The organism is Streptomyces sp. ALB3 (genome assembly GCF_044385685.1).
Lineage (GTDB): Bacteria > Actinomycetota > Actinomycetes > Streptomycetales > Streptomycetaceae > Streptomyces.
Genome location: NZ_JBISCE010000038.1, coordinates 131,841 through 145,520, shown reverse-complemented (window position 1 = coordinate 145,520; position 13,680 = coordinate 131,841). Strand labels below are relative to the sequence as shown.

The 13,680-nt window shown below is 72.7% G+C and carries 11 protein-coding genes; 4 read left to right on the top strand and 7 right to left on the bottom strand.

Annotated elements, in window-relative coordinates; translation table 11 throughout:
• Positions 1-63 precede the first annotated feature (63 nt).
• From ACHFIV_RS24410 to ACHFIV_RS24395, 4 genes are all read right to left on the bottom strand, one after another.
• Entirely contained in the window at positions 64-1,818 is a 1,755-nt protein-coding gene (locus ACHFIV_RS24410) for an NAD+ synthase (RefSeq protein ID WP_398972863.1), read from the bottom strand.
• 214 nt (positions 1,819-2,032) lie between these two features.
• On the bottom strand, positions 2,033-2,458 hold the full coding sequence (locus ACHFIV_RS24405) for a CBS domain-containing protein (RefSeq protein WP_398972860.1): 426 nt from the start codon (positions 2,456-2,458) through the stop codon (positions 2,033-2,035).
• Between the two features lie 124 nt (positions 2,459-2,582).
• Complete coding sequence (locus ACHFIV_RS24400) at positions 2,583-3,272, bottom strand: DUF305 domain-containing protein (RefSeq protein ID WP_398972858.1); 690 nt, start codon at positions 3,270-3,272, stop codon at positions 2,583-2,585.
• Positions 3,269-3,943, bottom strand: a complete 675-nt coding sequence (locus tag ACHFIV_RS24395; protein ID WP_398972856.1) for a DUF3105 domain-containing protein — start codon at positions 3,941-3,943, stop codon at positions 3,269-3,271. Before ACHFIV_RS24395 ends, ACHFIV_RS24400 begins: the two co-directional genes overlap by 4 nt.
• A gap of 243 nt (positions 3,944-4,186) precedes the next feature.
• Between ACHFIV_RS24395 and glnA the strand changes: the two genes are divergently transcribed.
• Positions 4,187-5,548 (top strand): type I glutamate--ammonia ligase, encoded by a 1,362-nt coding sequence (glnA, locus tag ACHFIV_RS24390; RefSeq protein WP_014156604.1) that lies wholly within the window; start codon positions 4,187-4,189, stop codon positions 5,546-5,548.
• A 102-nt stretch (positions 5,549-5,650) separates the two neighbouring features.
• On the opposite strand, the gene ACHFIV_RS24385 is transcribed toward glnA, so the two are convergent.
• Positions 5,651-6,904, bottom strand: a complete 1,254-nt coding sequence (locus ACHFIV_RS24385; protein ID WP_398972852.1) for an MFS transporter — start codon at positions 6,902-6,904, stop codon at positions 5,651-5,653.
• Between the two features lie 293 nt (positions 6,905-7,197).
• On the opposite strand from ACHFIV_RS24385, the gene ACHFIV_RS24380 reads away from it, so the two are divergent.
• Entirely contained in the window at positions 7,198-7,683 is a 486-nt protein-coding gene (locus ACHFIV_RS24380; protein ID WP_398972849.1) for a hypothetical protein, read from the top strand.
• A 303-nt stretch (positions 7,684-7,986) separates the two neighbouring features.
• Entirely contained in the window at positions 7,987-8,775 is a 789-nt protein-coding gene (locus ACHFIV_RS24375) for a putative protein N(5)-glutamine methyltransferase (RefSeq protein ID WP_398972848.1), read from the top strand.
• A 39-nt stretch (positions 8,776-8,814) separates the two neighbouring features.
• Here ACHFIV_RS24375 and ACHFIV_RS24370 read toward each other — a convergent pair whose 3' ends face one another.
• Positions 8,815-9,339, bottom strand: a complete 525-nt coding sequence (locus ACHFIV_RS24370; protein ID WP_398972845.1) for a pyridoxamine 5'-phosphate oxidase family protein — start codon at positions 9,337-9,339, stop codon at positions 8,815-8,817.
• A gap of 278 nt (positions 9,340-9,617) precedes the next feature.
• Between ACHFIV_RS24370 and ACHFIV_RS24365 the strand changes: the two genes are divergently transcribed.
• Positions 9,618-12,614: a bifunctional [glutamine synthetase] adenylyltransferase/[glutamine synthetase]-adenylyl-L-tyrosine phosphorylase gene (locus tag ACHFIV_RS24365; protein ID WP_398972842.1), complete on the top strand. Its 2,997-nt coding sequence runs from the start codon at positions 9,618-9,620 to the stop codon at positions 12,612-12,614.
• A gap of 145 nt (positions 12,615-12,759) precedes the next feature.
• Here the strand turns inward: ACHFIV_RS24365 and ACHFIV_RS24360 are convergent, their stop codons facing one another.
• On the bottom strand, positions 12,760-13,644 hold the full coding sequence (locus ACHFIV_RS24360) for a phosphatase PAP2 family protein (RefSeq protein ID WP_398972840.1): 885 nt from the start codon (positions 13,642-13,644) through the stop codon (positions 12,760-12,762).
• Positions 13,645-13,680: the final 36 nt, after the last annotated feature.

The window sequence follows — 13,680 nt, the reverse complement described above, 5'->3', positions numbered from 1 at the left end:
CACGCTCGCGCTTCCAGGACGGTCCGGGCGCGGGCGGACCCTGCCCCGCCGGCGCGAACCGCGTCAGCCCGACTCGCGCCACCGGTTCGTGATCGGCAGCCTGCGGTCCTTGCCGAAGCCCTTCGGCGAGATCTTCGTGCCCGGCGGGTACTGCCGGCGCTTGAACTCCGCCGCGTCCACCATCCTCAGTGTCCTGGTCACCAGGGCGTCGTCGAACCCGGCTGCCACGATCGCCTCCCGGCCCTGGTCCCGGTCGACGTACAGCTCCAGGATCCGGTCGAGCACGTCGTAGTCCGGGAGGGAGTCCGAGTCCACCTGGCCTGGGCGCAGTTCGGCGCTCGGAGGCTTGGTGAGGGACGCCTCCGGGATCGGCGGTGTCCGGCCGCGCTCCACGGCGGCGCGGTTGCGCCATTTCGCGAGACGGTAGACCGACGTCTTGTACACGTCCTTGATCGGCCCGTAGGCGCCGACGGTGTCCCCGTACAGCGTGGAATAGCCCACCGCGAGCTCCGACTTGTTGCCCGGGGCGAGCACGATCCGGCCCTCCTGGTTGGAGACGGCCATCAGCATCGTGCCGCGCAGCCGCGCCTGGAGGTTCTCCTCGGCCGGCCCGGTGAGCCCCAGCGACCCCATGTACGCGTCGAACATCGGCTCGATCGGCAGGGTCCGGAAGTTCAGGCCCGTGCGCCGTGCCAGCTCGGCCGCGTCGGCCACCGAGTGGTCCGAGGAGTACTTCGACGGCATCGCGATGCCGTACACCTGCCGAGCCCCCAGCGCGTCGCAGGCGATCGCCGCGACGAGTGCCGAGTCGATACCTCCCGAGAGACCCACCAGGGCGCTGCTGAAACCGTTCTTCGCGGCATACGCGCGCAGGCCCACGACCAGTGCCGAGTACAGCTCCTCGTCGTCGTCGAGCCGTTCCGCGTACCCCCCGGTGAGCTCCGGCTCGTAGGCGGGGAGCGGCTCCCCGCTCAGCACCACGTGGTCGACCCGCAGCCCGTCGTCGAGGACCCCGGACGGCGCCTCGGCCGCCGCGGCCGGCAGGTCCAGGTCGAGGATCACGGTGCCCTCGGCGAACTGGGGTGCGCGGGCGATGACTTCGCCGTCCTCGTCGACGACGATCGAGTCCCCGTCGAAGACCAGCTCGTCCTGGCCGCCGATCATCGCGAGGTACGCCGTCGTGCAGCCGGCCTCCTGGGCCCGCTTGCGGACCAGTTCCAGCCTGGTGTCGTCCTTGTCGCGCTCGTACGGCGAGGCGTTGACCGACAGGAGCAGCCCCGCCCCGACGGCCCGCGCGGCCGGGACCCGGCCGCCGTCCTGCCAGAGGTCCTCGCAGATGGCCAGGGCCACGTCGATGCCGTGCACCCGCACGACGGGCATCGAGTCACCCGGCACGAAGTACCTGAACTCGTCGAAGACGCCGTAGTTGGGCAGGTGGTGCTTGGCGAAGTTCAGCGCCACCCGCCCGCCGTGCAGCACCGCGGCGGCGTTGCGCGGCGACCCGGCCGGCTGTCCGTACCGCGTTGCCGCGTGCTCGGACCGGTCGAGGTAGCCGACGACGACCGGCAGTTCACCGAAGCCCTCGTCGGCCAGACGGACGGCGAGCGCGCGCAGCGCCTGCCGCGAGGCCTCGACGAACGACGCCCGCAGAGCAAGGTCCTCGACCGGGTACCCGGTCAGCGCCATCTCGGGGAAGGCCACCAGGTGGGCGCCCTGCTCGGCGGCGTGCCGCGTCCAGTGGACGATCGACTCGGAGTTGCCGGCGAGGTCCCCGACGGTGGTGTCTATCTGATTGAGGGCGAGACGTAGTTGAGGCACGGGCCCAGTCTAATCGTCGGACTGACGCGATGTCCTGGGTTCCCGTCCTGAGGCGGCGGGCTGGCGCGGGGCGGGGCCCTTCCGGTCAGGGCCGATCCCGACCGGACGACGGCCGGTGCCCGTGCGCGGACGAGACGCGGACGGGGCGCGACGTAGGGCTACGGCACCGGGCCGTCCGGCGGGCGTGCGCCGGTGACGGGCGGGCGGCGAGCAGTCAGGAACGGGTGTAGACCTTCTCCGCCCAGCCCGCGACCTGCTCGTCCGAGAGGTGGAGCGCCAGGTCGGCCTCGCTGATCATGCCGACCAGCTTCTTGTCCTCGACCACCGGGAGCCGGCGGATGCGGTGACTCTGCATCTCCTCCAGCACCGCGTCGACGTCGGCCGTCGACTCGATCCAGCGCGGTGTGCCGTCGCAGAGCTCGCCCGCCGTCACCTTCGACGGATCGTGCCCCGACGCCACGCACTCGATCACGATGTCGCGGTCGGTGATGATCCCGACCATCCGGTCCTGCTCGCCGTTGGCGGAGACGGGCAGCGCCCCCACCTCGTGGTCGCGCATCATCTGGGCGGCGCGGTCGAGCGTCTCGTGGGCGGGGATCCAGTGGGCCCCGGTGTGCATGATGTCCTTGGCCGTGGTCATGGGGTTGCCTCCTGCGTGCCGGTGGGCACTGCCGTACGGCCCCGAGTCCTTCCATCGTCCCGGGCCGGGCCGGCGCACGCGAACGCTGTCACCCGTTCGGGCGTACGCCGGCCCGGTGCCGCGCTCAGGGACGGGGCGCCGCGCCCCGTGCCGCGAGCATGTCCGCCATCAGGTCCAGCTCGGACTGCTGGGCCTCGACCATGCCCTGGGCCAGGCGTTTCTCCACGGGTACGGTGCACCGCTCGGCGCAGCCGCGGGCCATCGCGACGCCGCCCTCGTGGTGGTCGGTCATCAGCTGCAGGAAGAGGATCTCGGCCGGCTTGCCCTCGGACCCGTCCAGCCGCTCCAGCTCGGTCCTGGTCGCCATGCCGGGCATCAGGGCCCCGTCGGTGTCCGCGTCCCGCGTGGCCGCCGTGCCGTGCGCGCCGTGGCCGCCGTGCGTACCCGGCGGCATCCAGGCCATCGGGCCCTGGCCCTCGGGCGCCGTCTTCGGCAGCTCCCAGAGGTCCAGCCAGCCGAGCAGCATGCCCCGCTGGCCGGCCTGGGTGTGGGCGATGTCGTACGCGAGGCGCCGTACGTCCTCGTCGCGCGTCCGGTCCCGCACGATGAACGACATCTCCACGGCCTGCTGGTGGTGCACGGCCATGTCCCGCGCGAAGCCCGCGTCCGCCGACCGGGCCGTGGGCGTGAGCGGACCGGCCTGAGCCCCGTCGCCCCGCGCGGACGCGACCGCCGCGGCGCCCGCGAACAGCAGGGCCAGGGCCACGGCCGAGCCCGCCACCCACCGCGTACGCCCGGTCGGACAGGCGCTCACCCGTCGACCCCGCCGGTGCAGGGCGCGCCGGGCTCGGGCGTCTGCGCGCCCTGGACGTACTTGGCGAAGAACCGGGCCACCCTCGGGTCGTCCGCGCCGTCCACGGTGACCTGCTTGCCCCAGGCGCTCAGCATGATGGCCCCGGGCTGCCCCTCGTAGGGGGACATCAGGGAGTACGGGGTGCTCCGGACCCGGGACGCGAGCGCGTCGACATCGGCTCCGGACGCCTTCCCGTCGTACGTCACCCACACCGCGCCGTGCTCCAGGGCGTGGACTGCGTTGACGTCCGGGACGGTCTTCTCGTATACGACGCCGTCGCAGTTCAGCCAGGCCGGAGCGTGGTTCCCCCCGACCGGCGGCCGCATGGGATACGTCACGTCGGTCGTGACGTGGTCGCGGGTCAGCGTCTTCGCGTCCCACGTCTTCTCGTCCGCGATCGGCTCGGCGGCGAGCTTCTTCCTCTCCTGCTCGCTCCGCCCGGTGTCCTGGGCCTGGCTCTTCCCGTTCTGCTCGCCGGCCTCGGACCTCTCCAGGAGCACGTACGAGCCGAAACCGAGCAGGCCTGCGACGACGACGGCACTCAGGCCTATGGCGACGACCCGGTTGCGGCGGTCGCGCGCACGGTCGGCGCCGCGCATCTGCTCCATGCGGGTCCTGCGGTCGAAGCTCATGACGTCGGGTCCTTCTGCCAGGGGTCGGGCGGGACGGGAGCGGAGCGGGCGCAACCCCGGCGCGGAGGCCGTGGCCGGGCGGCTGCGGCCCTTGCACACCATGGCCGCCGATCGTAGTGGGTGGCCGCGTGCTCTCTCTCACACCGTGTGCGTAATCTGGGTGAAATCCCGGGTCGTGATACTGAGGTGTCCCCCTACCCCGGGCGGTGGTGCACGGACCGTCTGAACTGCAAGGATGTGGCTATGGACAAGCAGCAGGAATTCGTCCTCAGGACGCTTGAGGAGCGTGACATCCGCTTCGTACGGCTGTGGTTCACCGATGTTCTCGGTTACCTCAAGTCCGTTGCCGTGGCCCCGGCCGAGCTCGAACAGGCCTTTGACGAGGGCATCGGCTTCGACGGCTCCGCGATCGAGGGCTTCGCCCGTGTATACGAGTCGGACATGATCGCCAAGCCGGATCCCGGCACGTTCCAGATCCTGCCGTGGCGTGCCGAGGCCCCGGGGACGGCGCGGATGTTCTGCGACATCCTCATGCCGGACGGCTCGCCCTCGTTCGCGGACCCGCGCTTTGTCCTCAAGCGCATCCTGGCGAAGACCTCCGACCTCGGGTTCACCTTCTACACCCACCCGGAGATCGAGTTCTTCCTGCTGAAGAACAAGCCGGTCGACGGCAGCCGCCCCACCCCGGCGGACAGCTCCGGCTACTTCGACCACACCCCGCAGAACGTCGGCATGGACTTCCGCCGCCAGGCGATCACCATGCTCGAATCCATGGGCATCTCGGTCGAGTTCAGCCACCACGAGGGTGCCCCCGGCCAGCAGGAGATCGACCTGCGGTACGCGGACGCGCTCTCCACGGCCGACAACATCATGACCTTCCGCCTGGTCATGAAGCAGGTCGCGCTGGAGCAGGGCGTGCAGGCCACCTTCATGCCGAAGCCGTTCTCGGAGTACCCGGGTTCGGGGATGCACACGCACCTCTCCCTCTTCGAGGGCGACCGGAACGCCTTCTACGAGTCGGGCGCCGAGTACCAGCTCTCGAAGGTCGGCCGGTCCTTCATCGCGGGCCTGCTCAAGCACGCCGCGGAGATCTCCGCCGTGACGAACCAGTGGGTCAACTCGTACAAGCGCATCTGGGGCGGTTCCAGCCGCTCCGCAGGGGCCGGCGGTGAGGCCCCCTCGTACATCTGCTGGGGCCACAACAACCGCTCCGCACTGATCCGCGTCCCCATGTACAAGCCCGGCAAGACCGGTTCGGCCCGTGTCGAGGTCCGCTCCATCGACTCCGGCGCCAACCCCTACCTGACGTACGCGGTGCTGCTCGCCGCGGGCCTGAAGGGCATCGAGGAGGGGTACGAGCTCCCGGCCGGCGCCGACGACGACGTCTGGGCCCTGTCCGACTCGGAACGCCGCGCGATGGGCATCGAGCCGCTGCCGCAGAACCTGGGCGAGGCGATCTCGCTGATGGAGAAGAGCGAGCTGGTCGCGGAGACGCTGGGCGAGCACGTCTTCGACTTCTTCCTGCGTAACAAGAAGCAGGAGTGGGAGGAGTACCGCAGCGAGGTCACGGCCTTCGAGCTGAAGAACCTGCTGCCGGTGCTGTAGGCGTCACGTTCGGAGCAGGGCCCGCGGCCACCGGCCGCGGGCCCTCGCCGTCCCCGGACGCGCCGGGGCCGTCGGGCGCGGGCGGTGTGCGGTAGCGGCCCGTCACTCGCCTCCCGCTGTCCGCGCGGCGTCCGTGGCCGGGTCGGGGGCACGCTCCCGCGGCGCGTGGACCTCAGGCGGTGTGGTGTGCCGGGTGCCGATGGCAGGGGAGAGGAAGACCGCCACGGCGACGAACGCGAGGACGAGGATCATGGCGGAGCGCAGGCCGTAGTGGTCGCCCAGGAAGCCGAGGCCGGGGGGCCCGACGAGGAAGGCGATGTAGCCGATCATCGCCACCAGGCTGACGCGCGCCGCCGGATCGGGGCCGGAGTCGCCGGCCGCCGACAGCGCGACCGGGAAGCCGAGTGAGGCCCCCAGGCCCCAGAAGAGCACCGCGGCCCCGGCGAGTACGGCGGAGTCGGCGAAGATGACCAGGGTGAGCCCGAGGGCCGCGGACAGCGCGCTGGCCCGGACGACGGGGGCGCGGCCGAAGCGGTCGATGAAGAAGCCGCCCCCGAAGCGGCCGATCGACATGGCGGCGGCGAAGCCCGCGTAGACGGCCGACCCCAGGGCGGGGTCCACACCGTGGCCGTCGACCATGAGCAGGGGCAGCCAGTCGTTGGCGGCGCCCTCCGCCATGGCCATGGCCAGGATGATGCCGCCGATCAGCAGCAGGCGCCTGTCCCTCCACACCGCCGCCCGGGACGGCGCCGTGCCGCGGTCGTCCGGCCGGGCCCCCTTCGTCCTGCCGACCGAGGCGGGGACGGCGCGGAAGGCGTAGGCGATCAGCCCGGCCGCGATGACGGCCACGGCGGTCAGATGCCACTGAACCGGGAACTCGACGGCGGTGCACAGGATGCCGGCCGCGGCCCCCACGACCGTGCCGAGGCTGAAGAAGCCGTGCAGGGTGGGCAGCACCGTCCGGCCGGCGATCCGCTCGACCTCGGCGCCGTCGATGTTGACCGCGACCTCTCCTCCTCCCATCCCGGCGCCGAAGAGGAAGAGCCCGGCCGTGACGGCGGGAGCCGAGGAGAACAGGGCACCCCAGCCGATGACCGCCATGCTGAGGATGACCAGCGCCGAGCCCACACCCATGACCGGCTTGGTGCCGAACCGTGCCACCAGGGCCCCGGAGCCGAGGATGCCGAGCATGGAGCCGACGGACAAGCCGAACAGGACGATCCCCATCTGGGCCGTCGAAGCGCCGAGCTGGTCCCTGATGTCGGGCGTCCGCGTCACCCACGACGAGATCGCCAGGCCGGGCATGAGGAAGAAGAGGAACAACGCTGTTCGGCGGCGACGGGTGGCCAGGTCCATCAGACACGTCTTTCACGAGAACACGGCGGGGCGGGGGACACGGCAGGGCGGGCGGCGCCCCGGGGCTGGACATGTACGAACGTACACTCCTGCCTCCGGCGCGGGGAAGAGCGTCCGGCCGAGGAGCTGGAGGACGCCGGAGGAGCGGGGGAGCGGAAGGCGTAGCCACGGCCGGCCGGCGCCCGTGCGCGGTCCGGAGCGTGCGAGGGTGCAACCGGGGCAGCCGTATCCGTGACAGGGGGCCCGGCCGTGGCCGGCCCCGCGAGCCACTGCCGAACCGAGGAGGACGGCCCATGACGACGCTGGCCGTGACCGGGCACACCGACCTGACCGAGGAGTCCGTGCCGCTCGTACGGGCCGCGCTGCGCGAGCTGCTGGAGCCCTACAGCGAGGACCTCACCGGAATCTCGTGCGCCGCCGCCGGAGCCGAAGCCCTCTTCGCGGAGGAGGTCTCCGCCATGGGAGGCCGCCTCGTCCTCGTGATCCCGTCCCTGGACTACCGCTCCGCCGTGGTCAGGCCCGAACACGGCCCGGTCTTCGACCACCTCAACGAGACCGCCGTCGAGGTGCGGACCCTGCCGTACGAGAGCGCCGGCCGCGCGGCGTACGAGGCGGCGAACGCCGAGCTGCTGGAGCGAGCGGACCGACTCGTCGCGGTGTGGGACGGCACACGCCCCTCCGGGGCCGGCGGCGGCACGGCCGACCTGGTCGAGGAGGCCCGCCGGGCCGGCGTGCCGGTGGACGTGGTCAGCCCGGACGGTACCGCGCGGCGCGGCTGAGGCACCGTGCGCGAACGGCCGCCGGGACCGCGCACGCGGTGCTTCCCGCCGGGGGAGGGCGGCCTCGCGGCGGGCCGGGGCCGGATCGGTGCCGGCGGCGTCCCGGGCCGTCGTGCGCGTCCGCGGACGGGTCCGGGGCCCGGGGATTCCGGTAGTGTGACGCGTCCCGAGACCGGGACCGACCCAGGAGGTGAGACCCATTACCGCTTCAGCAGGCTGGGCGCTCACCCCTCGCCGTCGTGTGGCCGACCGGGCCTGAGCGATCGCGGAGCGCCCATCGGTCATCCCGAAAGGCTCCGCACCATGCAGCGATCCGCCCCACCGCTCACCTTCTCCACCCTCGTCACCAGACTCCGCGCCGCCGGCTGTGTATTCGCCGAGGACGAGGCGGAACTCCTCCTCGCCGCAGCGGCGGACCCCAACGGGCTCGCCGCCATGGTGGAGCGCCGCGCAGCCGGTCTGCCGCTTGAACACGTGCTCGGCTGGGCCGAGTTCTGCGGACTGCGGATCGCCGTGGACCCCGGGGTCTTCGTGCCCCGGCGGCGTACCGAGTTCCTCGTCCGGCAGGCCGCGGCACTCGCACCCGGCCGGGCGGTCGTGGTCGACCTCTGCTGCGGTACCGGGGCGCTCGGCACGGCACTGGCGTCGTCGCTGTCCGAGGTGGAACTGCACGCCTCCGACGTGGAACCCGCCGCCGTGCGCTGCGCCCGGCGCAACGTCGGCGGACTCGGGACGGTGTACGAGGGCGACCTCTTCGAGCCGCTGCCCCGCTCGCTGCGCGGCCGGGTCGACGTCCTGCTCGCCAACGTGCCGTACGTGCCGACCGAGGACGTCGAGCTGCTGCCCGCCGAGGCGCGCGTCCACGAGCCGCGCGTCGCGCTCGACGGAGGCGGCGACGGGCTCGACGTGCTGCGGCGCGTGGTCGCGGAGGCCGCCGATTGGCTCGCCCCGGGCGGCAGCCTGCTGGTGGAGACGAGCGAGCGGCAGGCCGTGCGCGCCGAGAGGACGGTGGGGGGCGGCGGACTGGCCGCGCGCGTCGTCGTCTCCGAGGAGCTGTACGCCACCGTCGTCATCGGCACGCGGCCACGCTAGGCCCGCCCGGGACAGCGGACCGACGGCGCGCTCACCTGCTCACGTGAAGCGCCAGCGCGTCTGCCCGAACGGGTCGCCCTTGGTGAAGCCGAAGACCGTGCGGGGCGTCACCGCGAAGACCTCCGCACGGCCGCCCGCCCCGTTGGAGAACATCCCGTCCGTGACGCCGAAGTGCCATTCGGCGCCGTACTTGGCCTCCCAGGCCTCGGCCAGGGTGATCAGCCGCTGCTCGTCCGTCACCCGGGCGGCCCGGCCCTCGACCACGACGTCGAACCCCTCGTTCAGCGTGTTGGTGCCGGTGGTCAGGGCGACCTCCGGGTTGCCGGCCAGATTGCGCGCCTTGCGTTCGGAGGGGCCCGTGCAGAAGTGCAGCGCGCCCGCCGACCAGAGGCCGATCAGCGGGGTGACGTGCGGGCGGCCGTCCGGCCGGACCGTGGAGAGCCAGTACAGCTCGGCGCCCTCCAGCAGCGCGACCGCCTCCGCCCAGGGGCGGGCGGTGGCGCCCTCGCCGCTGTAGTGCGGGTCCAGGGCGGTGTCGGGGGCGGGGGTGTCCTTCTCCGGCATCTCGGGCCTCCAATAGCGCTGTGGCGGTGTGCGTGATCTTCACGTCGATCCTGCCTCCGTGGTGTGGACTCCGCCCGCGTCCGGGAATCATCGGCGCGGGGCCGGCCTTTCGCCGGATCAGGCCGCACGAGGGTGCGGGTCCTGCGCGTGCTGCCGCGACGCGGAGCGTCGTCGGGTGACGACAGCGCGTGCCACGGCAGGCGGGCCCGGCCTGATCCGGAGGAAAGGCCTTAGGCTCGGAGGGCGGGCATGTGTGATCGGCGGGCAGGGGACACAGGATGACGACGGTGCCGGGACGCAGGAGCAGTACGTTCACCCGACTGCTGCGGCACGGATTCACCGATCCGTCCGCCGCCGAACGGCTGCTCGATCTGCCCGAGCTCTCCTCCGTACGGGCCGATCCCGTCCTCTTCGAGGCCCTCGGCGCGACCGCCGACCCCGATCTGGCCCTGCACAGCCTCGTGCGGCTCGTCGAGGCCGAGGAAGCCGGGGCACGGCAGATCCTGCTGGACACCCTGGTCACGGCCAAGCCGCTGCGGGACCGGCTCCTGGGGGCCCTCGGCGCGTCCGAGGCCCTGGGGGACCACCTGGCACGGCATCCGCGCGACTGGCAGGCGCTGGTCACCTACGAGGCCACCGACCTGCACCCCGGGATCCCCGAGTTCGAGCAGATGCTCAGCGACGCCGTCGACCCGGACTCGCTGCGCGTCGCCTACCGCAGGTCACTGCTCTCCATCGCGGCCCGCGACGTGTGCGGAACGACGGATGTCGCCCAGGTCGCCGCGGAGCTCGCCGATCTGGCGACGGCCACCCTGCGGGCGGCGCTCGCCATCGCCAGCGCCGCCGCGCCGTCCGACGCCGCGCAGTGCAGGCTCGCCGTGATCGCGATGGGCAAGTGCGGCGGGCACGAGCTGAACTACGTCTCCGACGTCGACGTGATCTTCGTGGCCGAGCCGGTCGACGGCGTGGAGGAGAGCGGGGCCATGCAGGCCGCCACCCGTCTCGCCGCCCACCTGATGCGGATCTGCTCCGACACCACCGTCGAAGGCACCATCTGGCCCGTCGACGCCAACCTCCGCCCCGAGGGCCGCAACGGTCCGCTGGTCCGGACACTGTCCTCCCACCTCGCCTACTACCAGCGCTGGGCCAAGACCTGGGAGTTCCAGGCACTGCTCAAGGCCCGGCCGGTCGCGGGCGACCCCGGGCTCGGGGCGGAGTACGCCGAGGCCGTCTCCCCGATGGTGTGGCAGGCCGCCGACCGGGAGAACTTCGTCGGTGACGTGCAGAAGATGCGCCGCCGCGTCGTCGACAACATCCCCGTCGACCGTGTCGAGCGCGAACTCAAGCTCGGTCCCGGCGGACTCAGGGACGTGGAGTTCGCCGTCCAGTTGCTCCAGCTCGTCCACGGCCGCAGTGACGGCACCCTGCGCTCCGGCTCCACGCTGGAGGCCCTGCGGGCCCTCGCCGACGGCGGTTACGTCGGGCGGACGGACGCCGCGCAGCTGGACGAGGCCTACCGCTTCCTGCGGACCATGGAGCACCGGATCCAGCTCTACCGTCTGCGCCGTACCCATCTGGTGCCCGAGGAGGAGGCCGACCTGCGCAGGCTCGGGCGTTCCCTCGGGCTGCGCACGGACCCCGTCGCCGAGCTCGACCGGGCCTGGCGGAGGCACGCCGCCGTCGTGCGGCGACTGCACGAGAAGCTCTTCTACCGGCCGCTGCTGGACGCGGTCGCCCAGCTCGCGCCCGGCGAGAGCAGGCTCAGCGCGAAGGCGGCCGTCGTCCGGCTGGAGGCCCTCGGCTACGCCGATCCCGCAGCCGCGCTCAGGCACCTGGAAGCCCTGTCGTCGGGGGTCTCCCGCAAGGCGGCCATCCAGCGCACACTGCTGCCGGTGCTGCTCGGCTGGTTCGCGGACTCCGCCGATCCCGACGCCGGCCTGCTGGGCTTCCGGCAGGTGTCCGACGCGCTCGGCAAGACCCCCTGGTACCTGCGGCTCCTGCGCGACGAGGGCGCCGCGGCGGAGAATCTGGCCCGCGTCCTGTCCGCCGGCCGTCTCGCCCCCGACCTGCTGATGCGTGCCCCGGAGGCCGTCGCCATCCTCGGCGACCCCGAAGGGCTCCGGCCGCGCGGCCGGGACCACCTGGAGCAGGAGGTCCTGGCAGCCGTCGGACGTGCCCAGGGGGCGGAGGCGGCCGTCGCGGTGGCGCGCGGGGTACGCCGGAGGGAGCTGTTCCGTACGACCGCGGCCGATCTCATCGGTTCGTACGGCACCGAGGACAACCCTGCCGAGACCGATCCGGGCGCTCTCGCCGACCGGGTCGGCTCCGCGGTCACCGATCTGAACGCCGCCACCCTGTCCGGCGCGCTGCGTGCCGCGGTCCGCGAACGGTGGGGCGACACCCTGCCGACCCGGTTCGCCGTCATCGGTATGGGCCGCTTCGGAGGCCACGAGCTGGGCTACGGCTCCGACGCGGACGTCCTGTTCGTGCACGAGCCCCGGGAAGGGGTCGGTGACGAGGAGGCGGCCAAGGCGGCGAACGCCGTCGTCACGGAGATGCGCAGACTGCTGGAGCTGCCGACGGCCGACCCGCCGCTGCTGATCGACGCGGATCTGCGGCCGGAGGGCAGGACGGGCCCCCTGGTACGCACCCTGAAGTCGTACGAGGCCTACTACCGGCGGTGGTCGCTGGTCTGGGAGAGCCAGGCGCTGCTGCGCGCGGAGCCGATGGCCGGCGACGAGGAGCTGGGCCGCGCCTTCATCGAGCTCGTCGACCCGCTGCGGTACCCGGTGGAAGGGCTGGGCGACGACGCGGTCCGGGAGATCCGTCGGCTCAAGGCGCGGATGGAGTCCGAACGCATGCCGCGCGGGGCCGATCCGACGCTCCACACCAAGCTGGGGCGTGGCGGACTGAGCGACGTCGAGTGGACGGTGCAGCTGATGCAGATGCAGCACGGCTGGGTCGAGCCGGGGCTGCGGACCCCGCGTACGAGGACGGCGCTGGCGGCGGCCTGCGCGGCGGGGCTGATCCCGGCGGAGGAGGCACAGACGCTCGACGAGGCGTGGGTGCTGGCCTCGCGGGTCCGCAACGCGGTCATGCTCGTGCGGGGGCGGCCGGGCGACACGTTCCCCTCGAACCCGCGTGAGCTGACGGCCGTGGGACGGTACCTGGGCTACGAACCGGGACACGTGGGCGACATGCTGGACGACTACCGGCGGATCACCCGGCGGGCCCGGGCGGTGGTGGAGGAGAGGTTCTACGGCGCCGCGGGGTGAGGGGAGCGGGTGCCGCCCCCGGGCGGGGCGGGGCGAGGCGGCCCCGCGGCCGCCCGCCGGCACGGCCAGCCGCCCTCGGCGCCACCGGCACGGCCAGCCGCCCGTCGGCGCCGCCGGCTGACCCCCGCCGGCGCCGTCCCACACCTCAGTCGCCGGAGCGGCCCGGTTTCCCGGGGCCGGCTCCCACCGCCTCGGCGTCCGGGCCGGCCGGAGCCGTCGGCCCCGGCGCGCGGGCGGGCGGGCGCCGCAGGGCGCGCAGGCGGCTCGCGCCGGGCAGCTGCACGCGTTTCGGCAGGCGGTGCGGCATCACTCCGTACCAGGCGCAGGAGACGGCCAGCCCGAAGGCCAGACAGGCCATCCCGCCCACCGCGTCCAGCCAGAAGTGGTTCGCCGTCGCCACGATCACCACCAGTGTGGCCACGGGGTACAGCGCGCCCAGGATCCTTGCCCAGGGCGCGGCGGCCAGGGCGCACACGGTCAGCCCGCACCACAGCGACCAGCCGATGTGCATGGAGGGCATCGCCGCGTACTGGTTCGACATGTGTTTGAGGTCGCCCGACGCCATCGACCCCCACGTCTGGTGCAGCATCACCGTGTCGATGAAGCCGCCGCCGTTCATCAGCCGGGGCGGGGCCAGCGGGAAGACGTAGTAGCCGAGCAGGGCCACCGCCGTCGTGGCGAAGAGGACCAGACGGGTGGCCGCGTAGCGGCCCGGATGGCGGCGGAACAGCCAGACGAGTACGCCGATGGTCACGACGAAATGCAGTGTCGCGTAGTAGTAGTTCATCGACACGATCAGCCATGTCACCGAATTGACGGCCTGGTTGACCGTTTCCTCGAAGGCGAGGCCCAGGGTGTGCTCGAAGGACCAGATCCAGTCGGCGTTCCGCAGGGCCGCCGCCTTCTGCTCGGGCACGGCGTTGCGCACCAGCGAGTAGAGCCAGTAACTGACCGCGATCAGCAGGATCTCGAACCAGAGACGCGGGCGGCGCGGGGAGCGCAGGGAGCGGAGGGAGAGGCTGGTACGCATGCGGGACAGGGTGATCGCTCTCGTAGAACCGGACGC

Bases quoted from the DNA above. Each gene is read 5' to 3' on its own strand.
- ACHFIV_RS24405 (WP_398972860.1), bottom strand. From the start codon at position 2,458: ATGACCACGGCCAAGGACATCATGCACACCGGGGCCCACTGGATCCCC.
- ACHFIV_RS24395 (WP_398972856.1), bottom strand. From the start codon at position 3,943: ATGAGCTTCGACCGCAGGACCCGCATGGAGCAGATGCGCGGCGCCGAC.
- glnA (WP_014156604.1), top strand. From the start codon at position 4,187: ATGGACAAGCAGCAGGAATTCGTCCTCAGGACGCTTGAGGAGCGTGAC.
- ACHFIV_RS24385 (WP_398972852.1), bottom strand. From the start codon at position 6,904: ATGGACCTGGCCACCCGTCGCCGCCGAACAGCGTTGTTCCTCTTCTTC.
- ACHFIV_RS24380 (WP_398972849.1), top strand. From the start codon at position 7,198: ATGACGACGCTGGCCGTGACCGGGCACACCGACCTGACCGAGGAGTCC.
- ACHFIV_RS24375 (WP_398972848.1), top strand. From the start codon at position 7,987: ATGCAGCGATCCGCCCCACCGCTCACCTTCTCCACCCTCGTCACCAGA.
- ACHFIV_RS24370 (WP_398972845.1), bottom strand. From the start codon at position 9,339: ATGCCGGAGAAGGACACCCCCGCCCCCGACACCGCCCTGGACCCGCAC.
- ACHFIV_RS24365 (WP_398972842.1), top strand. From the start codon at position 9,618: ATGACGACGGTGCCGGGACGCAGGAGCAGTACGTTCACCCGACTGCTG.
- ACHFIV_RS24360 (WP_398972840.1), bottom strand. From the start codon at position 13,644: ATGCGTACCAGCCTCTCCCTCCGCTCCCTGCGCTCCCCGCGCCGCCCG.